General features: G+C 56.4%; 19 protein-coding genes. 12 read left to right on the top strand and 7 right to left on the bottom strand.

What is annotated here, in order from left to right:
- Window positions 1-26 precede the first annotated feature (26 nt).
- Window positions 27-785, top strand: coding sequence for a TlyA family RNA methyltransferase (locus O3C79_RS07960; RefSeq protein WP_494385498.1), 759 nt, complete (start codon window positions 27-29; stop codon window positions 783-785).
- Window positions 786-873: 88 nt separating this feature from the next.
- Window positions 874-2,403, top strand: coding sequence for a GNAT family N-acetyltransferase (locus O3C79_RS07955; protein ID WP_494385497.1), 1,530 nt, complete (start codon window positions 874-876; stop codon window positions 2,401-2,403).
- A 70-nt stretch (window positions 2,404-2,473) separates the two neighbouring features.
- Here the strand turns inward: O3C79_RS07955 and ftsZ are convergent, their stop codons facing one another.
- Window positions 2,474-3,715 carry a cell division protein FtsZ gene (gene ftsZ, locus O3C79_RS07950; RefSeq protein WP_494385496.1) on the bottom strand — a complete coding sequence of 414 codons (1,242 nt, stop codon included), beginning with the start codon at window positions 3,713-3,715 and terminating at the stop codon, window positions 2,474-2,476.
- 48 nt (window positions 3,716-3,763) lie between these two features.
- Window positions 3,764-5,023 (bottom strand): cell division protein FtsA, encoded by a 1,260-nt coding sequence (ftsA, locus tag O3C79_RS07945; protein ID WP_010323354.1) that lies wholly within the window; start codon window positions 5,021-5,023, stop codon window positions 3,764-3,766.
- A gap of 456 nt (window positions 5,024-5,479) precedes the next feature.
- On the opposite strand from ftsA, the gene O3C79_RS07940 reads away from it, so the two are divergent.
- Window positions 5,480-7,189, top strand: a complete 1,710-nt coding sequence (locus O3C79_RS07940; RefSeq protein ID WP_494385495.1) for a phosphoethanolamine transferase — start codon at window positions 5,480-5,482, stop codon at window positions 7,187-7,189.
- Here the strand turns inward: O3C79_RS07940 and O3C79_RS07935 are convergent.
- The 5 genes from O3C79_RS07935 to O3C79_RS07915 form a co-directional block, all read right to left on the bottom strand.
- The gene (locus tag O3C79_RS07935; protein WP_494385494.1) at window positions 7,177-8,406 is read right to left on the bottom strand and encodes a histidine kinase dimerization/phospho-acceptor domain-containing protein; all 1,230 of its coding nucleotides are present in this window, start codon (window positions 8,404-8,406) and stop codon (window positions 7,177-7,179) included. The two genes, O3C79_RS07940 and O3C79_RS07935, sit on opposite strands and share 13 nt — an antisense overlap.
- Window positions 8,403-9,092, bottom strand: a complete 690-nt coding sequence (locus O3C79_RS07930) for a response regulator transcription factor (protein WP_494385493.1) — start codon at window positions 9,090-9,092, stop codon at window positions 8,403-8,405. Before O3C79_RS07930 ends, O3C79_RS07935 begins: the two co-directional genes overlap by 4 nt.
- A 30-nt stretch (window positions 9,093-9,122) precedes the next feature.
- A complete protein-coding gene (locus O3C79_RS07925; protein WP_494385492.1) occupies window positions 9,123-9,836 on the bottom strand; it encodes a phosphatase PAP2 family protein in 714 nt (237 codons plus the stop codon).
- A 64-nt stretch (window positions 9,837-9,900) separates the two neighbouring features.
- Window positions 9,901-11,703 carry a methyl-accepting chemotaxis protein gene (locus O3C79_RS07920; RefSeq protein ID WP_494385491.1) on the bottom strand — a complete coding sequence of 601 codons (1,803 nt, stop codon included), beginning with the start codon at window positions 11,701-11,703 and terminating at the stop codon, window positions 9,901-9,903.
- 187 nt (window positions 11,704-11,890) lie between these two features.
- Complete coding sequence (locus O3C79_RS07915; protein ID WP_010323348.1) at window positions 11,891-12,244, bottom strand: hypothetical protein; 354 nt, start codon at window positions 12,242-12,244, stop codon at window positions 11,891-11,893.
- A gap of 122 nt (window positions 12,245-12,366) precedes the next feature.
- Here O3C79_RS07915 and O3C79_RS07910 point away from each other — a divergent pair, with 122 nt between their 5' ends.
- The 9 genes from O3C79_RS07910 (at window position 12,367) to O3C79_RS07870 (ending at window position 20,415) form a co-directional block, all read left to right on the top strand.
- Entirely contained in the window at window positions 12,367-13,422 is a 1,056-nt protein-coding gene (locus tag O3C79_RS07910) for an ion channel (RefSeq protein WP_494385490.1), read from the top strand.
- Between the two features lie 39 nt (window positions 13,423-13,461).
- The gene (locus O3C79_RS07905; RefSeq protein ID WP_494385489.1) at window positions 13,462-14,103 is read left to right on the top strand and encodes an O-methyltransferase; all 642 of its coding nucleotides are present in this window, start codon (window positions 13,462-13,464) and stop codon (window positions 14,101-14,103) included.
- A 20-nt stretch (window positions 14,104-14,123) separates the two neighbouring features.
- Window positions 14,124-16,190, top strand: a complete 2,067-nt coding sequence (locus O3C79_RS07900) for an intermembrane phospholipid transport YdbH family protein (protein WP_494385488.1) — start codon at window positions 14,124-14,126, stop codon at window positions 16,188-16,190.
- An 83-nt stretch (window positions 16,191-16,273) separates the two neighbouring features.
- A complete protein-coding gene (locus O3C79_RS07895) occupies window positions 16,274-16,468 on the top strand; it encodes a YnbE family lipoprotein (protein WP_010323344.1) in 195 nt (64 codons plus the stop codon).
- Between the two features lie 10 nt (window positions 16,469-16,478).
- Window positions 16,479-16,817, top strand: coding sequence for a YdbL family probable chaperone protein (locus tag O3C79_RS07890; RefSeq protein ID WP_010323343.1), 339 nt, complete (start codon window positions 16,479-16,481; stop codon window positions 16,815-16,817).
- Window positions 16,818-17,858: a lipid A deacylase LpxR family protein gene (locus tag O3C79_RS07885; RefSeq protein WP_494385487.1), complete on the top strand. Its 1,041-nt coding sequence runs from the start codon at window positions 16,818-16,820 to the stop codon at window positions 17,856-17,858.
- Between the two features lie 72 nt (window positions 17,859-17,930).
- Window positions 17,931-18,302 carry a response regulator gene (locus O3C79_RS07880; RefSeq protein WP_494385486.1) on the top strand — a complete coding sequence of 124 codons (372 nt, stop codon included), beginning with the start codon at window positions 17,931-17,933 and terminating at the stop codon, window positions 18,300-18,302.
- Complete coding sequence (locus O3C79_RS07875; protein ID WP_494385485.1) at window positions 18,303-18,926, top strand: hypothetical protein; 624 nt, start codon at window positions 18,303-18,305, stop codon at window positions 18,924-18,926.
- Window positions 18,910-20,415 (top strand): sensor domain-containing protein, encoded by a 1,506-nt coding sequence (locus O3C79_RS07870; protein ID WP_494385484.1) that lies wholly within the window; start codon window positions 18,910-18,912, stop codon window positions 20,413-20,415. The genes O3C79_RS07875 and O3C79_RS07870 overlap by 17 nt, the downstream gene beginning before the upstream one ends.
- Window positions 20,416-20,440: the final 25 nt, after the last annotated feature.

The raw sequence follows: 20,440 nt of genomic DNA, 5'->3' as shown, positions 1-20,440 counted from the left end.
CTTCACCTCTCAAATTGAGGTGGATTATGCAACGTCTGGATATACTTCTGGTGGAGCGCGGGCTTACCGATAGCCGCAGCCGGGCTCAACGCCTGATCAAGCAAGGCCGTGTCAGTGCCGAGCTCGGTCGCTGGCAGGTCGTGACCAAGCCCGGCCTCAAACTCGAACCTGATACACCGTTGCAGGTCGAAGCAGATATAGAAGACCGCTACGTGTCACGTGGCGCCCTCAAACTGCTGCACATTATGGAAGCGCTCCAGCTTGATCCGACCGGCCTCACAGCCATTGATGTGGGCCAATCCACAGGTGGCTTTACCGACTGCCTGCTGCAGGCCGGCACCGCACAGGTGGTCGGCATCGAAGTTGGCCACGACCAGTTGCACCCTCGCTTGCGTGAGGATGAACGCATAACCTGCCTGGAAGGTTACAACGCCCGCGCCCTTGGCGAAAACTTGCGCGAATACACACCCGAGCATCAGGGGTTCGACCTGGCCGTCATGGATGTATCCTTTATCTCGCAGACCCTGATTCTCCCGGGCCTGGCCAAACTGCTCCGGCCCGGCGGCTGGCTGCTGACGCTTGTTAAGCCCCAGTTTGAGGTTGGCCCACAGCATATCGGCAAGGGCGGACTGGTGAAGGATGAAGCCCTGTATCGCTCGGTACGAGACCGCATTGAACACTGCTGTCTGGAACAGGGGTTGCAACCGCTCTACTGGGACGAAAGCCCGATCAAAGGCGGTGATGGCAATCGTGAATTCCTGCTAGGGGCCAAGCTGAATAATTGAGCCCTCCATCAGCTTTCGCCATGCTTGCGCGCTCTCGCGGCCTGCCGCACACTGAGGGCTCTGGGTGACCTTCACGAGAGGAGTGAGCATGCGTATCGAAGAGATGCACCTGATAACCCGCAACCTGGAAGACAATGACTACCCCAGGTTGCAGGCCCTTATGGACCGGGTCTATGACGACATCGGCGGGGCCTGGCCCGAACACACAATCAGCAAACTCAGTAACGACTTCCCCGAAGGCCAGATCTGTGTTTTTGACGGCGACGAACTGATCGGCATCGCCCTGACCGTCCAGGTCCGTTATGACCGTTTCAGCAACCCCCATTCCTATGACGACCTGATCGGCAAGCGCATGACCATCCTCAATGACCCCGAGGGTGATGCGCTATACGGCCTGGATGTATTGATCCATCCTGACTACCGCGGCTTTCGTCTGGGCCGCCGTCTCTATGATGCACGCAAGGAATTGTGCCGCCAGTACAATCTCAAGGCCATTCTGGCCGGGGGACGTATCCCCAACTACTACAAGCACGCCAAGGAGATGACGGCCAGCGAGTACATCGGCAAGGTACGCCAGCGCGAGCTGTACGACCCGATTCTCAGCTTCCAGCTGTCCAACAACTTCCAGGTGAAGCGCCTGCTGGGCAGCTACCTGCCCGAGGACACCAAATCACAGGGCTACGCTACGCTGCTGGAATGGAACAACATTCTGTTTGAACCCGAAGACACGGTGATCAGCAGCCGCCCTTCCCGCGTGCGAATCGGTGCCATTCAATGGCAGATGCGTGCGGTTGAGTCGGTTGAAGAATTGCTGCAGCAGGTCGAGTACTTCGTCGACACCCTGTCCGAATACCAGAGCGACTTCGCCCTCTTCCCCGAGTTTTTCAACGCACCGCTGATGGGGCTGACCGACCAGACCAGCCAAACCAAGGCGATCCGCTTCCTGGCCGGCTTTACCGAACGTTTCCGCAACGAAATGTCGCACCTGGCGGTAAGTTACAACATCAACGTAATCACCGGCTCCATGCCCCTGCTGGAAGGCGACCATCTCTACAACGTAAGTTATCTCTGCCGCCGCGACGGTACTGTTGAAGAGCAGCGCAAATTGCACATTACACCGCACGAGCGCAAGGACTGGGTCATCCGCGGCGGCAATGAGCTGAGGGTGTTTGAGACCGATGCCGGTCGCGTGGGTATACTCATCTGCTATGACGTGGAGTTCCCGGAACTTGCGCGCCTGCTGTCCGATCAGGATATGGATATTCTCTTCATCCCCTTCTGGACCGACACCAAGAACGGCTACTTGAGGGTGCGTCACTGCGCCCAGGCCCGGGCCATTGAGAATGAATGCTACACCGTCATCTGCGGCAGTGTCGGCAACCTGCCGTCGGTCGAAAGCCTGGATGTGCAATATGCCCAGTCAGCGGTCTTTTCACCGTCGGACTTTGCCTTCCCCCACGACGCCGTCATGTCGGAAACAACACCAAACACCGAGATGATCATGTTCTCGGACCTGGACCTGGACCAGATTCGCGTTATTCGCAATGAGGGTTCAGTCACCAACCTCAAGGACCGGCGCAAGGATCTCTATCGCCTGAAATGGCGACACGAGATGTAAACAGAAAACCCGCCGGGCCATTCGGCCGGGCGGGTCAATCTGGAGGGGTGCCCCTTAAGGGCTGAGCAACTCAGTCCGCCTGACGGCGCAGGAAAGCCGGGATATCCAGGAAATCCATATCGTCAGTGCCGGTCTTTTTCATCGGCTGGCTTTCTGGCGCTGTTTCAGCGGCTTTTTCAGCCATGTTGCGCGGAGTTACTGCGGCTTCATCACTCTGGCGGTTACGCAGAACCGTTGGCAATTCCAGCTGACTGTAGTCAGATGTACCCGAAGTCGGAGCCTGCTTCTGAGCACTGGAAGAAGACACCGCACTGGCAGTTGTGCTGCCGTTAACCACTCGGTTTTCCATGGCATGGGCACGTTCCAGGCCGGTAGCAACAACGGTTACTTTCAGCTCATCGCTCAGCTCAGGATCGATAACGGTACCGACCACAACCGTGGCATCTTCATGGGCGTAATCTTCAACCAGATCACCCACTTCGGAGAATTCGCCCAGGCTCAGGTCGAGACCGGCGGTGATGTTAACCAGTACGCCGCTCGCCCCTTTCAGGTCGATATCTTCCAGCAGCGGGCTGTTGATCGCCGCTTCTGCTGCTTCACGGGCACGGTTTTCACCCTTGGCCACGCCGGTGCCCATCATCGCCATGCCCATTTCAGACATAACGGTGCGCACATCGGCAAAGTCCACGTTGATCATGCCCGGACGGATGATCAGGTCGGCAATACCCTGTACCGCACCCTTGAGGACATCGTTGGCGGTACCAAAAGCACTGACCAGGGTGCAATTCTTACCCAGCACCGGCAACAGTTTTTCGTTCGGGATGATGATCAGTGAGTCCACATGTTCCTGCAGCTCACGGATACCGGCTTCCGCGACCTTCTTGCGACGGCGGCCTTCAAACGGGAAGGGCTTGGTCACAACGGCAACGGTCAGGATGCCCAGCTCACGTGCTACCTCGGCAACGATAGGCGCAGCACCTGTACCGGTACCACCGCCCATGCCAGCAGTGATGAACACCATATCGGCGCCGGACAGCGCACTGGCGATACGTTCGCGGTCTTCCATCGCGGCTTGACGACCGATCTCAGGATTCGCACCCGCACCCAGGCCCTTGGTCAGCTCACCGCCAATGTGCAGCGCAGTTTTGGCCGACATGTTATTCAGCGCCTGAGCATCCGTGTTGGCACAGATAAACTCGACACCTTCCAGATCGGTTGTCACCATGTGGTTCACGGCGTTGCCACCGCCACCGCCGACACCGACTACCTTGATTACAGCGTTTTCCGGGACGCTATCCACCAGTTCAAACATTGTTATACCCTCCAGTCGGCTTCGGTCTTGCGTCGAAGTCCTTATTAATCAGAAATTCCCCTGCAGCCAGTCTTTCAATCTGACAAACAGGCCACCCGTATTACCGGCTTGCTCATGGCCGGTATCGATGAAATCTTCCAGTTCGGTCAGGGGCTTGACCGGCCCCAGATCCAGTTTGGCGTAATGCAGCAAGCCGATCCCCGTGGCGTAAACCGGGTTGCCCAATTGTTCTTCCATGCCGCGAATACCCTGAGGTTTGGCCAGGCGGACCGGCATGTGAAATATCTCTTCTGCCAGCTCGACGGCTCCTTCCATCTTGGCGGTACCGCCTGTCATGACAATGCCGGCGGCGGCCAGATCTTCATAGCCACTGCGGCGCAGCTCGGCCTGAATCAGGGTGAAGAGTTCGTCGTAGCGCGGCTCAACCACTTCGGCGAGTGCCTGGCGAGACAGATCACGCGGCGGACGGTCACCGACACTGGCCACCTTGATCATCTCATCAGCTGCCGCCAACTGCGCCAGGGCGCAGGCATATTTAACCTTTACTTTCTCGGCCTGCTTGGTCGGCGTACGCAACGCCATGGCAATGTCGCTGGTGACCTGGTCACCGGCAATCGGAATGACTGCCGTATGGCGAATGGAGCCACCGGTAAAGACCGCGATATCAGCTGTACCTGCACCGATATCGACCATGCACACACCCAGCGCCTTCTCATCGTCAGTCAATACCGCATAGCTGGAGGCCAGTTGCTCAAGCACCACGGCATCCACTTCCAGGCCACAGCGACGCACGCATTTTTCCACGTTCTGAATAGCATTGGTGGCACCGGTGACAAGGTGAACCTTGGCTTCCAGGCGAACACCGGACATGCCCAGGGGCTCTTTTATGCCTTCCTGGTTATCGATGAGGTATTCCTGAGGCAGGATATGCAGAATCTGTTGATCGGCCGGAATCGCCACCGCACGGGCTGCATCGATGACCCTTTCCAGATCCTGGTCGGTCACTTCACGGTCGCGGACCGCGACGATGCCATGCGAGTTGTGGCTACTGATATGACTGCCTGCAATGCCGACGGTGACACCGCGGATCTTGCAGCCGGCCATGAGTTCAGCTTCTTCAATGGCGCGCTGGATAGAATTGACGGTGGCTTCGATATTCACGACAACGCCGCGCTTCAAACCTGATGAAGGCTGAGCACCTACGCCAACAATTTCGATCGTACCCTCAGGGGTAACCTCGCCTACCAGGCACACTACTTTGGACGTGCCTATATCGAGGGCTACAACCATGTTGTCTGTTGTCATCATATGCCTGTTTCAGTACCGGGTATCCAGCGGAGTCACTTACTGATATTTAACGCAAAAACCGAGCCAACTTTTTTCGAGTATGTCTGCAGCCCTGCTATGGGTTAAGTATCGCCGCATAGTGTTCAAAAAAGCAACAACCTAATTGGCTTCTATATCGGCAACCTTTTGCCGTTATTTAGCATTTTTTCAAGGATTTCAGTGAGATAAATATTGCCGAGGTGAAAAATATTGCCGCTCCGGCAACCTGTTTTATTTTCATGGGTTATTTTTTAAGCACAAGAATCAATGCTGAATAACGGTGATTAATCATTTTTTTATTTTGACGATACAGAAACAAATCAAAACTTAATTTTGATTTTACCAGCCTGGATACAACCACAAGGCATTTCACTTTCACGCCACTCTCACGCAGCACAGGAAAGAATCTGATGAACATCAGCATTCAGGACCTCGAACATGCGCCCCACCTTTTCCCTACTGTCGCGATTGCAGCCAGGCAAGGCACTGCATCCGGTTGCCTTCAGTCTTCTGCTTACCCTCTTACTGTGCCTGGTATACAACGGCCCAATGTGGCGCCTTATTCTGGACCAGCCCTACAGCAATGAGCTTAATCGCTGGCTATTCAGCGCAGCCTTCCTGAGCTTCATGGCGGCCGTTATCCAGCTGTTTATGGGGCTGCTGGCCTGGCCATGGCTGATCAAGCCGGTAGCTGTTGCCCTGCTGCTCAGTGCCGCCGCAATTAATTACTTCATGGAAAGCTACGGGATTCTGATCGACAAGACCATGGTGCAGAACCTGTTCGAAACCGATGTCGCGGAAGCGTCCGACCTGATCAATACCGACCTCCTGCTGCACCTTTTTTTCAAGGGTGTAGTACCAGCGGCTCTGTTATTGCTGATTCCGCTGCAGCGTGTCAGTGTAAAGTCCCAACTGGTCGCACAGTGTTTGAACCTGCTGGTGGCCGGCATGCTGATAGGGCTGAACCTGTCTGCCCTGAATAAAGAATATGCCTCGCTATTTCGTAACCATCGCGAGATTCGCAACCTGGCAGTTCCGTCGAACTATCTCTACTACACCAGCCGCTACCTCGCAGGCGCATATGAGCCTGAACAGAAGACCTTCACGTCGCTGGGTACAGATGCCATCAAGCAGCCTTCTCAAAACGGCAAGCCAGACCTGCTGGTGGTAGTGCTGGGCGAAACCGCCCGCAGCCAGAACTTTGCCCTCAACGGCTACGCTGCAGACACCAATCCCGCGCTGTCAAAACGACCGGTGGTGAGCTTCAGCAACGTCAGTGCCTGTGGCACCAGCACAGCGGTCTCGGTGCCCTGCATGTTTTCGCTGATGACCCAGTCAGGTTACAAGGAGGGTAAAGCCCGCTATCAAAGTAACGCGCTGGATATACTTCAGCAGGCCGGAATTCGTGTGCTCTGGCGCGACAATAACTCCGGCTGCAAAGGTGTCTGTGATCGTGTCCCCAACCAGACACCACGCCAGTTTAACGCAGGCGCTGATTGTGACGGCAGCGAATGCTATGACCCGCAAATGCTCAACGGACTGCAGAACTGGTTGAAGCAAAGCCCGCAATCAACCGTAATTGTCCTGCACCAGAAGGGCAGTCATGGCCCCGCCTATTACAAACGGGTGCCCGACGAGTTTCAGCATTTTGCTCCCACCTGCACCAGCAACCAATTACAGGATTGCTCACAGCAGGCCATCACCAATGCCTACGACAACACTATCCGCTATACGGACTATTTTCTGGACCGCGTGATCACGTTTCTGCAGCAGCAGGATGGAGAGTACAACACTGCCATGCTGTATATATCCGATCACGGTGAATCATTGGGGGAAAACAACCTGTACCTGCACGGCATGCCCTGGCTGGTGGCACCGGAGGAGCAGAAAAAAGTGCCTCTGATTACCTGGTTGTCCACTACCTACCAGCAGTCGCACGGCCTTAGTACTGATTGCCTGGAGGCACAAAAAGGCAGAGCACTGAGCCATGACTACCTGACGCACTCATTGCTGGGGCTGGTAAAGGTCAGCACTCAGGTATATGACCCCAGCCTTGACCTGTTCGACACCTGCCGTAGCAGTGCAGCAGCCGCGGAAAGGCTGGCACACCAAGATGCAACCGTTTCAAAAACGGCTCAGGGCAGCTGAGGCCCAGCCGTAAAGACAACCTCCGCCAGAAACCACCCGTTTTCCCTGATCGTGTAAAAGCGGGCATTGGCCTTGTCACATAACTGCTCAACAATCTGCAGTCCATAGCCATAGTGTTCCGGGCTGGCTGGCGCAGCTTCACGAGCTGTTTGCCTTTGAATTTCGGTACAGGGGTTTAACACCCTCAGAACAGTGGCGGTGGCCTCGATGCGCACGCCTTCATCACCGTATTCCAACGCATTGCGCAGCAGGTTATCCAAAATGACGGAGAGTACAAACGGGTGGATTGGCCAACACCAGTCTCCGTCCGACAGTTCCAGCTGTACTTCCGACATGGCCGGTGTTAGTGCTTGCAGCTGCTCCAACAGCGACTGCATCAGCGGTGCGTTGACGCTGACATCGGTATCCTTGTTTTCTCGAGACAGCCAAAGAAAAGAGTCCGTAAGTTTCTCCATGCGGGTCAGCGCAAACCGCATGCGCGCCAGCGCTTTTTCCTGCATGGGGTGATCGCTCATTTCCTCCAGCAGCGCCAGTGAGCTACCCAGTGTCATTAACGGGGTTCTCAGTTCATGGCTGGCAAAGCGAGTGAAGTTCTGTTCACGCTCAATGAAAGACTGGGTTCGAGACAGCAAGCGGGAAAACTGGCGACTTAATTCACCCAGCTCATCGGTTCGTTCCAGCGGCTCAAGCCTGGGTTCAGCAGGGCTTACATCGGCAATCGCCTGGGTAAGTCTGCGCACGGGTATGGTTTGCTTCCAAAGCAGCCACAGCGTGAGCGCCATCGCACCCAAGGTAAACAGCAACACACCACCGACGGCAACCAGAGCTTCGAGCGCCTCCGACTCTTCCTGTTCAAACAGCTGCTGTAATTCAGGCAGATGAAGGGCATACAGCGTCCGGGTGCCCGGCACCTCGCGCGCCAAGACAAGGGTGTCGGTGCCAATCGCATACACACCCGGCTCAGACATCTCCGGCCAGGACGAAGGCCAGGTCATATCCGGGGTATACAACCGGAGCTGCGGCAGAAACTGCAGGGCCTCTCGTGGCAACTCACCTGCCATCACCAGGTCGGCACGCTCACCAATAAATGCCTGCAAGTGTTCGGTTTGCTGGCCTTCCAGCTGTTCAATATGGTGCCAGCCAACCAGCCAATACAGGCTGGTTAACACCAGGGTGGACAGACCAACGGTCAGGATAATACGAGTGGAGAACCTCACTGTATGTCCTCAGGCAGAGCCAGACATACCCCGCGCCCACGCAACGTATGCAGCAGCGAATAGGCAAAGGGCTTATCGAGTCGGCTACGCAGTTGATACAGCAGCGAACGCAGCGCATCGCTGTCAGGCGGTTCGCCCTGCCAAATGGCCTGCTCCAATTCACTACGGCTCACGACCCGAGGGGCGCGAGCCAAAAGATAACGCAGCAGCTGGAAGGCCTGAGGCATCAGCTGCAGACGCTGGCCATCACGCCATACCTGCTGCAGCTCCACATCCAGCTCCAAGGGACCATAGCGCAACACGCGCACCCGCTGACGCGAAATCCTTTGGCTCAATGCCTGAACCCGGCACACCAGCTCATCCATGGCAAAGGGCTTAACCAGATAGTCATCCGTGCCGGCCTGAAAGCCGCGCACTTTGTCATCCAGCGTATCCAGTGCCGTTAACATCAGGGTCGGTGTGGTGATGCCCTCGGTACGCAAGCGCTCACAGAGATCAAGCCCGTTCAGACGCGGCATCCGAATATCCAGAATCAGCACATCGTAACGATTCTGCTGACACAGGCTCAGAGCCTGCACACCATCGCGTGCGCAATCCACCTCGATACCGCGCCATTGCAGAAAATCAGCGATGCTTTCCTGTATCCCCGGATCATCTTCTGCCAGCAGAACCGTTATCGCTATCATGGTCTATGCCTCCCATCAACACCGCCATGATCATAACGCGGGTGCGGGTTTGAGCACAGCCGAGCGATTCAACATCAGGGGTGCCAACAGAGCACAAACCGACCAGCACAGGACCAGACTCCAGAGGTCGTGGGAGAGAAAATGCGCCCCGCGCAGCTGCTGAGTCACACCAAACACCAGCCCCACCATCAGCACCACAGCCAATAATCTTGTACGTGCACTGGGCCAGAGTAAGGGTGCTGCAAAGTAGAGAGCGAACCAGGCATAGCCGGCGCTGGCGTGTCCGGCAGGAAAACAGCGCCCGGCTCCTGGAGAAAGCAGTTGCTGAATGAGCGGCAGGTAGGGCTGATCACCACCCAGTGGCAGCAGACTCCAGGGACAATCAATGCCTGTCAGTTGTTTGCCCAACGACACAGCCATACTGGCCAGCAAGGGCGCGCAGGCGAGATAAGCCAGTACCCGGCGCTGTCGACGCAAACGACGGGAGCGCCAACTGAGCAGAAACAGACCTATAACCCCCAATGCCATAAGCACACTCAGCTGGCGGCCTCCGTCATGGAGCAGATCCGACAACAGCCAGTAATCTTTCAGCACCCACTGGTCGCCTTGCAACGTGAAAAGCCAGCGGGACCAGGCCAAATCAAGATCGAACAGGCTGATCAGTAACTGCAGCAGGCAAGCAGCAGCAAACACAGGTAAAACGGCGCGAACGCCGCCCTGGGATAGATGGACGGTTGCTGGCATGGGGAGACTCCGGGACACAAATCCCCATTCTGTTTTGCGTCCCGTGAGTCTTGCGTGAAAACGACTAGTTTTTATTCACATCCAGCAGGTGATCGGGCGTAAATGCGACGGCAAAACTGCCCCAGCGGCGCCCGTTCACATACATGGGAATGGAGAGAGAGTTGAGAATTTCACCCGTATCGCGGATGAAAGTCTGCAGCAGGAAGGGTGCATCATGGTTGGCACGGCGCAACTCGGCACGGGTGCCATCGTACATGCGGCGATGACGGCTCAGCGCATTGTCTTTGTCAAAATCGCCGGTCAGCGGCTGGGACACCTTGGTGATATGCGCCGGGCAATAACTGTTCAAATCAAAACCGGAAGCAATCATAAAGGCCGGAATTTCGCTTACGCACTGGTCATACAGAGGCTGCACACGGCGGGTAAAGGTATCGACATACCGGGTATCAAACTTGGCCGGCTCCTGACCAGGGTTGGTACGCACATAGCGGGTATCGAACAGATCCACGCCTTCTGCGGCCATGGCTTCCATTTCCTGCTCGACACGGTGCGCCCATTTTTCCGCGCCTTTCAGCATGGTTTCAAAACCACCATAGCCGATGGTGAAGCGAGACAGCAGGGCCTGCATCTCTTCGGTCGCCGAGTCGAGGTCACGGGAGTGCCCGCCGGAAACTTCCATCTCGCTGCGAATCTCGTCCGCCAGCTGAGTAATTTCGGATACCTGTTCGTGGCTGTGCTTGTTGGTATAGGACAGCTCTTCTATTGCGGCGCTTATTTCGCCCAACTGACCATTCAGTGCCTCAAAGTCCTGCACCATCTGGCCAAAACGCTCGCTGGTCTGTGCCATGAAGGAATCGGTCTCCGATACGCCCTGCATAATCACTTCAGCGCCGCTGCGGGTGTTGTCCACCAGCGAAACCATCTCATTGACCTTGGCATCAATCTCCACCGTCGCCGCATTGACCTTCTGCGACAGCGTGCGCACCTCATCGGCGACTACGGCGAAACCTCGCCCGGCTTCACCGGCCCGCGCCGCTTCAATGGACGCATTCAGTGCAAGCAGGTTGGTTTGTTCGGAAAAGCCCTGCACCAGTGACAGGATGTCGATAATGCTGGCGGAGTTGGTGGCCAGTTGCTCCACCACCTGCTGGAAGGATTGCACCTGGGACTCGATGCGATTGACCTGCTCACTGACGCGACTCAACTCGGTGCTGGCGTCCCGTACTTCAGTAAGGTTGTGGCTGTTGCGCTCGGAAATACTCAGGGTGTTTGCAGCAATACCATCGATTGCTTCGGTGGATTCCTGACTGGCCTGAAAGACGGCCTGCGCCTTATCGACCTGGGTAGCGGCTGATTTTTCCGCCGCCATTACCACCTGCTGCAGCTGGGCCGCACTGAGCGAAACCTTGACGCTGCGCTCACGGGTATCTGCGATCATCTGCTTGAGCGTGGAGGAAAAGTCATTATAGCTATGCGCCATCTGCGAGATTTCATCGTGGGTATGTGCCGGCAGTGTGGCCGAGATATCACCATCGCGATTACGCACAGCGCCAAGAACCTCGGTCATGCTGGCAATAGGATGAAGAAACAGATGACGCATGAACAGCAATGCAAAGACAGCGCCCCCCAGCGTCAGCACCAGCATGATGGCGGCCAGGGTGACCGTCACGTCCGCCAGATCCATCAACCTTGTGCCGGCTTCGGTCACCTCCGGCAGCAGCTCGTGGAATTCCAGCAACGAACGGTAAATCCAGACGCTGACACCAACCATAATCAGGCTGGGCAGGATCAGAAACACAACGTTACCGAGAATCTTTCGGGTCAGGGTATGAAAGAAGGTTTTCTCGATTGTGCGATAAAGACTCATCGGGCTGTCTCTTATTATTCAGTTGACAACAACTATAGTCTTACGACCTGAGTTGCATAACAACAGCAAAGAGTAATGCCGATTACGTCTCCAAACAACAACTAGCGATACAGAATTCGCTTAAAAATGTCACAAAATGTAACAGAATGTTAGTGCGCGAGCAGCTTTCAGCTCACGCACACAATGCTCACCAGTAAAAATACAGTGCAAAGATAGCCGCGATGACCAACGGCATGGTCAGTACCAGCGTTTTTACATCCCCCAACAGGCGTTGCAGCAGTACCTGATGAACCAGCGGGAAGGTCAACAACAGGCAGCTTAATGGAATCCACCAGTCCAGCTGACGGAAACCGTACGCCATGGCACCCACCAGAGTCAGTGCGCCCAGATTACCGGCCATGATCACCGCAACCTGGCCATTACGGCTCTGCATAAACGCGGGGCGCTTCTCTTCAGGCAGTTTATTCAGGGCACCAGCACTGAGCGCGGCGGCCATTGAGACCACACCCGTGGCCAGAAACAGATAAAGGGCTTCGTACATCATCATCTCCTCAGGTTGCCGCCGATTGTAAAAGATCGCTCCGCTTTGGGGTATCCCGTGGAAGGGGTTCTGCAACTTTTTGATAAACCTTGCTAATCTGGGCCAGTCTTACAGGAGGCAAGATGAATCTTTTTACCCGCATTCGCATCAAGCTATACCGCCACTTCAAGGAACTGAGCTGGCAGGGTCTGTTGGTGTTTGTGCTCACCTACATGCTGCTCAGCTGGCTGCTGTTGTTCTTTGCCGGCGAGCAGGCACTGACCGGCCAGGATTTTTTCTATTGGCTGGTGGTGACCGCTTCCACTGTCGGCTATGGCGATCTTTCGCCCGCCACCCAAAGCGGCCGCTGGCTGACCACCCTGTTTATTATTCCGGTGGGTCTTAGCCTGTTTGCCATCACCATCGGCCGCGTGGCGGCTTTCAGCGCCCAACAATGGAGGAAAGGCATCATGGGGCTTAAACAATTGCAACTGGACCAACACATTCTGGTGATCGGCTGGGACGGTAAACGCACGCCGCAACTGTTGAAGCTGCTGCTTTTGGAGGCGGCTCAACACCGTGGCAGAGAACTCTGTCTCTGTGTCAGCGACGAGATGGAAAACCCCATGCCGGGCGAGATCCGCTTTGTACACACCCGTGGCTACAGCGACGATGGCGATATGGACCGCGCCTGTATTGCCAAAGCGTCCAGCATCGTGATCGATACCCCTCAGGATGACCAGACGCTCACCTGCGCCCTCTATGCCTGGAAGCGTAACCCCGAGGCCCAGATCATCGCCTACTTCCGTGATGAAAGCATTGGCGAACTGCTGAGAGAGCACTGCCCATCCATCGAATGCACCCCTTCCGTTTCTGTCGAAATGATGGCCAAGGCCACCATGGACCCGGGCTCGACCCACCTGCACCAACAGTTGCTGAACGCCACCGAGGGCATGACCCAGTACTCGGTCACTTACCCCGACAACCAGGAAAGCGTTGCAGTCGCCGACCTCTACAGCTCACTCAAGTCCGTCTATCAGGCTACACTGCTGGGTATTCAGCCACCGGGAGAAGAGAAGATACAGCTCAACCCCAGACTGGACAGCCTTCTGGAACCGGGCGGTCGCATCTTCTATATGGCCGAAACGCGTATCCGCAACCTCGATTGGTCACAACTGCGTCAGCATAAAGCCGGTTAAGTGTTAAAATGTGCCTTTTGGCTGTACCGAGACAACACCATGCCCGATTTTCTCGTAGACGAAGTGATTGAAGACTACGCCTTTATCCATACCAGCGCCGAGCCCGAGCTGCTGCAGGAGCTGATTGACCAGACCAACCTCAACATGGGCTGGCCGCAGAAACTGTCCGGCCGACTGGTCGGGCGTTCGTTGAAAATGCTGGCCGCTCTGACCCAGCCCAAGGTAGCGCTGGAGATCGGCATGTTCACGGGGTACTCGGCCCTCTCGATCGCAGAAGGCATGCCGGATGACGGTCGCCTGATCTGCTGTGAGACCAACCCCCGCGCCATCGACTTTGCCAAGGGCTTTTTCGATCGCAGCGAGCACGGCCACAAGATCGAGGTCATCTTCGGCCGCGCCCTGGATACCATTGAATCGCTGGACCTGGAGCTGGACTTCACCTTCATCGATGCCGACAAGCGCAACTATCTGAACTACTACGAGCGCGTGAAAGAGATGACCCGCCCCGGCGGCCTGATCATCCTCGACAATGTGCTCTGGTCCGGCAAAATCCTTCAGCCCGAGTCCGAGATTGACGATATTCTGGTGGAAACCAACCGCCGTATCGCTCAGGACCCGGACGTGGAAAATGTGTTTTTCACCGTCCGTGACGGGCTCAACGTGGTTCGCAAACTCCCCTGACCCGCACCGGAGGCCGCAGGATGCGCAAATGGTTATTTGGACTCCTCCTGATCACCACCCTGCTGCCTCTGCTGGCCTGGCTCAGCCTGCCCTGGACCGGCCAATACCTGTTGCGCGAATGGCTGCTGGAACAGGGGTTTTCCGCTCCGGCACTGACCTTCGGCCACCCGTCCTGGCAGGCGTTCGACATCGATCACATTGCCGTTTCGCGCCAGCAGGATGGCCAGACCCTGAGCCTGGAGGCACAGAATATCCAGCTCAGCTTTGACCCTCTGGCGCTTTTACGCGGACAGCTGAAAGAGCTTCGGGTGGACAAGGTCCACCTTGCGCTCGAAGGCACCGCCACCGCCAACCGCCAGGCAACCGGAGCAACAGGCAGCCATTTTGATCTAAGCAGCTTGCAACTGGACCAACTGTTCCGTTTTGCACCTTCTAACCGCCTGGTAATCGCCCAGCTGCAGCTGGACGTCCGCCTTGATGAACAGCAACACTGGTCCGCCCGCGGCAACATCGACCTGGAGCCGGAGCTGTTGCAAACCAGACTTGCCCTTCAGCATCGGCAGCAATCCTTGGGCTATCTTGATGCGACCCTGGCCCCTGACTTTAACCTGACGCTGGGCCTGACCCACAATCAGAAGACCGTTACCCAGGGCCAATACCGAATCCTGCCCAGCTCCGATTACTGGCAACTCGAGGTTCGACAAACGCTCAACCTCAACGCGGCCAAAGCCTTGGCACCGCTGACAGGCCTAACCCTGCCTGCCGACATCCAGCCACTCAGCGGGAAACTGGACCTGGATACACGTATACGACTGCCGGCCCAGCTGCCACTGCAACCCGACACTCTGCTTCAGGCCGTCGAGCTGGATTACCGCCTCAAGGGCCAGTTGAACCACGCTCAGCACGAGAGTTTCATAGCCGCAACGCTGCACTTGGACACTCAGGGAACACTGAGCCAGCTGCAGCTGAAAGGCCGGTTCAATGACACCCGCTTACAGATTCAGCAGCCGCTGGATTACCCTCTGAGCCCAGAGCTACAACTGAACGGCTCTCTTGATCTGAACTTGAGCAACCTGAATTCGAGCTTCGACGGTGTGATTGCATCGGCTCAACTGCCTGTTCCCTTGAATCTGAAGGCCAATGTGGACCTGTCCAAACCGCACGGCCGCATCAATTTCAACCTGCCTGCATTTTCCCTGCAGCAGGCAATGTCGCTCTACGCCCCCTTACTGCCTGCCAACCTCAAGCCATTGCAGATTCAGAGTGGCAGTACCGAGATGAGTGGCTGGCTGGCCATCAACTATCAGGACTGGCACCTTAAAGCCAGCCCGCGCCTGTCTGACCTGAGCCTCAGCTGGGATGAAACCACCCGGGTACAGGGAGTCAGCCTCACAACTGATCTGGAGCTCAATCAGAGCCTTAACCTCACCGGGCAGGGATCACTGGATGTGCAACAGACCGACTCCGGCATCCGTATCTACGGCCCGCGCGTCGATTTCAAATTGAATGGACAGCTGCCGGAAGAGATCCATCTGTCACTGTCACCGTTCAGCCTGTCGGTACTGGATGGCATCATTGCCTTGCCGGCCCTGACATTTAACCCTCTGCACCCGAATATTGATACGCGCGTGGCGGTAGCGGCACTGGACCTGCAGGACATTCTCGCGTTGTATCCTCAGGAAGGGTTGTATGGCAGCGGCATGCTGGGTGGCGAGTTGCCTATTCGGATTGAAGGCGACCGTGTTGAGATCAACAACGGCCAGCTGCTGAGTTCAGCCGAAGGCGGCGTGATCCGGTATCAACCCACACCGGAAATAGCCCTGATGGGGCAGCAGAACCCGGGCGTTAAAATGGCCTTGAATGCACTGACTGACCTCAGATTTGAGCTGCTGGACCTGGGACTGGATTACCACCCTGACGGCGACGCGTTCTTTCGTGCACGCCTCAAGGGCTATAACCCTGACTGGCAACAGGGTCGTCCGATCGACTTGAACCTGAACATTGAAGAGAACCTGCTGGACCTCTGGCGCACACTGCAATTGAGTAACCAGGTGACTGACACTATCGACCGGCGCTTTCAGCGGTAACCGTTCGTGAATTATTCAGGTATTCTTGTGTCCAATGGACTTAATAAGCATTTGCAACCAACACTGACACTGGAAGGTACCCCATGCCACGTTCCCTGTTGCCACTGACACTACCGGCGCTGCTCCTGGTACTTGCCGGTTGTACCCCCACCGTACAGGTTGCGGCACCGGCAGAGCCGATCACCATCAACCTGAACGTCAAAATCAAGCATGAGATTCTGGTCAAGGTTGACCGTGAAATCGATGACATGCTCGACGAAAACAGTGAACTTTTCTGAGGTGGCTATCATGAAACTTCGCACCCCGCGCATTCTGGCCAGCGCATTTCTGGCTCTGGTCTTCAGCCTGCCGGCACACGCCCTGTCTCTTGATGATGCCAAGCAGCAAGGCCTGGTAGGCGAGCGCGCGACCGGCTACCTCGGCATCGTCACCGGCTCGCCCAATGCTGAATTGAAACGCATGGTCGACGAGATCAACCGCAAACGCCAGGCGCTGTATCAGGACAAGGCCAGCAAGGCTGGCGTTGCCATCGATATAATGGAGCTGCGCACCGGGCAACGCTTGCAGGAACGCGCCCCGGCCGGGGAATATATTCAGGATCAAAACGGACAATGGCAGCGTAAATAAATGCCGACACGGAAATTGCTGGGCATCAGTGCGCTGATGCTCGTACCTGGGCTGGCTCAAGCCCAGGCAGAGGATCACTGGACCACTAACCTCTACTTCGAAAATGATCTGTTTGGAGAGACCGACCAGCAGTACACCAACGGTGTGCGTCTCTCCTGGGTCTCGCCGGCGATCGACAACTTCATTGATGACCCCAACCTGCCGGACTGGATGCGAGGCGCCAACCGCTGGCTGAGTCCTCTGGACCCGGAACCGGTCAAGCTGGGCGAGGATGTCAGCCGACGCATGATTTTTACCCTGGGCCAGCAAATCTATACTCCCAGGGACCGGGACCGCACCACGCTGGACCCGGATGATCGCCCTTATGCCGGCTGGCTCTACGCGGGGTTTGGCTTCCACACGCAAACACGCAACCGCATGAATTCTTTTGAAGCCAATCTTGGCGTGGTTGGCCCCGCCTCACTGGCGCAGGAGGCACAGGACTTTATCCACGACCTGCGCGACTTCAAGAAATTCAAAGGCTGGGATAACCAGCTGGAAAATGAGCCGGGCATTCAGCTGATCTACGAACACAAATACCGCTGGATTCGCCATGCCATCACCCCGGACTGGGAGCAGGAAGTGATTCTTCACGCCGGTGGCAGTCTGGGTAATGTCGCGACCTACCTCAACGGTGGCTTCGAATATCGTCTGGGCTATCACCTGCCCCATGACTTCGGCACCTCGGCCCTCCGCCCCGGCGGGGATAACAGCGTTCCACGGCAAGGTGACCCACGTCTGAAAATCCAGCAATGGGGCATTCACGCCTTCGCCTCCATGGATGCACGCTACATGGCGCATGACATTTTCCTGGATGGCAACACCTGGCGCGATAGCCACAGCGTAGAGCGCGAGCCATGGGTCGCAGATGCTGCCTTCGGCATTGCAGCAACTTATGAGCGCTGGAAACTCTCTTATGCACGTGTCTACCGTACCCGCCAGTTCGAAAAGCAATCCGGTAGTCATAACTTTGGTTCGTTGGCCCTGAGCTACACATTTTAGCGCCCGCCGCTTACGTAGCTTACGGGTCTTTGCTATATTGAGCGCCCATAAACCCTTACAAAAAAAGTGACCATGACCGACAGCACGCCGCTTAATATTCTATTGGTGGATGATAGCCGTATCGCTCGCCTCACCATGAAACACATGCTCCAGTCCCTGGAAATGTCACTGAACCTGCTGGAAGCAGGCTCTGCGGATGAGGCCGAGACGGTCTTGAGTACCGAACACGCCGATGTTGCTCTGATCGACTTCAACATGCCGGGGCGTGATGGCCTGGAGCTGGCGGCCGTGATTATCGAGCACTACCCTGATATTCGTATGGCCCTGGTAACTGCCAATATTCAGGATGCCCTGGCACAGCGTGCCCGCGACCTGGGTATGGAGTTTCTACCCAAACCTGCCTCGGTGGAACAACTTGAGGCTTTTATTCGACAGGATACCTGAATGGATCTCTTCAGCCCGGATGAGCATGACCTGATTGTCGAGTTGATGAACCTGGGGGTTGGCCGCGCCGCCCACGCTCTTTCACAGCTCGTCAGCGACGAGGTTCTACTGTCGGTACCCCGGCTGGAGTTTATCTCGGTTCCCGAAGCCCAGGATGCCTTCCGCAAGGACCTGCCGCCCTTTCTGGCCGGTGTTATGCAAGACTTCGAAGGTTTCATCAACGGTCGTGCAGCGCTGCTATTCCCCGAAGCGCGAAGCCTTGAACTGGTCAACGCCATGATTGGCGAAGAACTCAGCGCCGATGAGATCACCGAGCTGGAACAGGAAACCCTGGCCGAGTTGGGCAACATTCTGCTCAACCACTGTCTGGCCACGCTGGCCAACCAGCTCAAACAGCAGGTCAAAACGGATATCCCGCGCGCCTTCAACAGCAGTGTCAGCGAGCTACCCACCAATTTGAACCTGCCGTGCAACGATGCCAGCAACACCCTTGTGATGCTGGTACAAATCGATTTCAGTCTCAGGCACAGCGCCTTGCGCGGCTACCTCGCCTTCGTGATCGACCTGCAATCGGCCGACAGTTTCCTGCTTGCATTGAGGGAATACCTTGCTGAACTCCTCTGACGCCATTGCCACCAGTCTTGATGACATTCTGGACAATATCGACTGTACCGAACTGCTGCACAGTCTGGATGGCGGCGTGCTGCTGCTGGACCGTCAGTGCCGTATTGTTTTCTGTAACCGATGGATCGCCCAGCACATTGGGCTGCCGGAGAAAGATCTGCTGGGCCACACCCTGTCACAGCTATTCCCCGGTATGCTGACGCCAGCACTGCAAAGCGCTATTGAAGATGCCTGCCTCAACCGTATGGGCCGGCTGCTCTCCTACCAGCTGCATAAACGCCTGTTGCCGCTCAAGCAGCGCACTGCCAAAGGCGAGCTGGGTGCCTTGCATCAGTCCATCCTGCTGCGCCCACTGACCCAAAGCGAACTGACCTTGATTCAGGTCCAGGACATCACCAACGCGGTGAAGCGTGAGCAGCACCTGCGCGCCAGCGAGCGCGTATTGCGCCTGGAGCGTAAAGTGCTGGAGTCCATCGCCACCGGCGATAACATGGAAGAAGTGCTGGCAGAAATCTGTTACACCATCGAGCGCCTGATTCCCAACTCCAACAGCGCCATCCTGTTGCTGAACGAGGATGGCAAATCGCTGTCCGTGCGCTCTGCTCCCAGCCTGCCAACACAGTTCCTTCACCGTCAAAGAGGCCTTTCCATAGGCCCAGGCGGCACCACCTGTATTCAGTCGATACAGCATCGCGCTCTGGTGGTCAGCCCCAACCTGATGGAAGACGAAGCCTGGCGCCCCTTGATCGAAGAGGTCAAACGCACCAACATCAGTGCCTGCTGGGCACAGCCGATTATCGCAGCTTATGAAGAACCGCTGGGGGTAGTGGCCTGCTACCCACAGCAGCCGGCGCAGCCCAACGAAACCGACAAGCTGCTGTTGCAGCGCATGTCGAACCTGGCCGCCATTACTCTGGAGCGTCACAAGCGTATCGAGCGCATCCGCTTCCTCGCCATGCACGACCCGCTGACCGGCCTGCCTAACCGCAGCCTGCTGAACGAACTACTCGGTCGTAACCTGCGCCGTGCATGCCGCGAAGGCAATAAGTTCGCACTTATGTTCATTGATCTGGACGGGTTCAAGGAGATCAACGACCAGCATGGCCATGATGCCGGAGACGACCTGCTCTCGATTCTGTCAGGCCGCATGACCGACCAGCTCCGGGGCACCGACACCTGCGCTCGTATTGGTGGCGATGAGTTTGTGGTGATGCTGGAGACCGTTCAATCCGTGCAAGCGATTGAGTCGGTGGCTCAGAAAATTCTCACGGCCATGAGTACGCCCGTTCAGCGTGGCCAGATGCAGCTGAAAGTATCCGCGTCCATCGGCGTCGCCATTTACCCTGAAGATGGCATGAGTACCGACGCTCTGCTGACACAAGCTGATGATGCCATGTACAAGGCCAAAGCGGCTGGCAAGAACTGCTGGCAGAGTGCATCAGACTTGGATCCAAACTCAAGTAAATGCGAAAAAAGTCGCTCAAATTAATTCAAATGATATAGATGTATAGATA

The sequence above is a fragment of the Marinobacterium sp. NO-S09 genome, assembly GCF_059179545.1.
Note: the sequence above shows the minus strand (reverse complement) of the source record. Positions and strands in the feature narration are given on the sequence as shown.

What these genes read in the sequence shown, in the direction of transcription:
- O3C79_RS07910 (WP_494385490.1), top strand. Translation starts at nt 12,367, where the DNA reads ATGAATCTTTTTACCCGCATTCGCATCAAGCTATACCGCCACTTCAAG.
- O3C79_RS07930 (WP_494385493.1), bottom strand. Translation starts at nt 9,092, where the DNA reads ATGATAGCGATAACGGTTCTGCTGGCAGAAGATGATCCGGGGATACAG.
- O3C79_RS07895 (WP_010323344.1), top strand. Translation starts at nt 16,274, where the DNA reads ATGCCACGTTCCCTGTTGCCACTGACACTACCGGCGCTGCTCCTGGTA.
- O3C79_RS07925 (WP_494385492.1), bottom strand. Translation starts at nt 9,836, where the DNA reads ATGCCAGCAACCGTCCATCTATCCCAGGGCGGCGTTCGCGCCGTTTTA.
- ftsZ (WP_494385496.1), bottom strand. Translation starts at nt 3,715, where the DNA reads ATGTTTGAACTGGTGGATAGCGTCCCGGAAAACGCTGTAATCAAGGTA.
- O3C79_RS07880 (WP_494385486.1), top strand. Translation starts at nt 17,931, where the DNA reads ATGACCGACAGCACGCCGCTTAATATTCTATTGGTGGATGATAGCCGT.
- O3C79_RS07890 (WP_010323343.1), top strand. Translation starts at nt 16,479, where the DNA reads ATGAAACTTCGCACCCCGCGCATTCTGGCCAGCGCATTTCTGGCTCTG.
- O3C79_RS07955 (WP_494385497.1), top strand. Translation starts at nt 874, where the DNA reads ATGCGTATCGAAGAGATGCACCTGATAACCCGCAACCTGGAAGACAAT.
- O3C79_RS07940 (WP_494385495.1), top strand. Translation starts at nt 5,480, where the DNA reads ATGCGCCCCACCTTTTCCCTACTGTCGCGATTGCAGCCAGGCAAGGCA.
- O3C79_RS07920 (WP_494385491.1), bottom strand. Translation starts at nt 11,703, where the DNA reads ATGAGTCTTTATCGCACAATCGAGAAAACCTTCTTTCATACCCTGACC.
- O3C79_RS07900 (WP_494385488.1), top strand. Translation starts at nt 14,124, where the DNA reads ATGCGCAAATGGTTATTTGGACTCCTCCTGATCACCACCCTGCTGCCT.
- O3C79_RS07885 (WP_494385487.1), top strand. Translation starts at nt 16,818, where the DNA reads ATGCCGACACGGAAATTGCTGGGCATCAGTGCGCTGATGCTCGTACCT.
- O3C79_RS07875 (WP_494385485.1), top strand. Translation starts at nt 18,303, where the DNA reads ATGGATCTCTTCAGCCCGGATGAGCATGACCTGATTGTCGAGTTGATG.
- O3C79_RS07960 (WP_494385498.1), top strand. Translation starts at nt 27, where the DNA reads ATGCAACGTCTGGATATACTTCTGGTGGAGCGCGGGCTTACCGATAGC.
- ftsA (WP_010323354.1), bottom strand. Translation starts at nt 5,023, where the DNA reads ATGATGACAACAGACAACATGGTTGTAGCCCTCGATATAGGCACGTCC.
- O3C79_RS07915 (WP_010323348.1), bottom strand. Translation starts at nt 12,244, where the DNA reads ATGTACGAAGCCCTTTATCTGTTTCTGGCCACGGGTGTGGTCTCAATG.
- O3C79_RS07905 (WP_494385489.1), top strand. Translation starts at nt 13,462, where the DNA reads ATGCCCGATTTTCTCGTAGACGAAGTGATTGAAGACTACGCCTTTATC.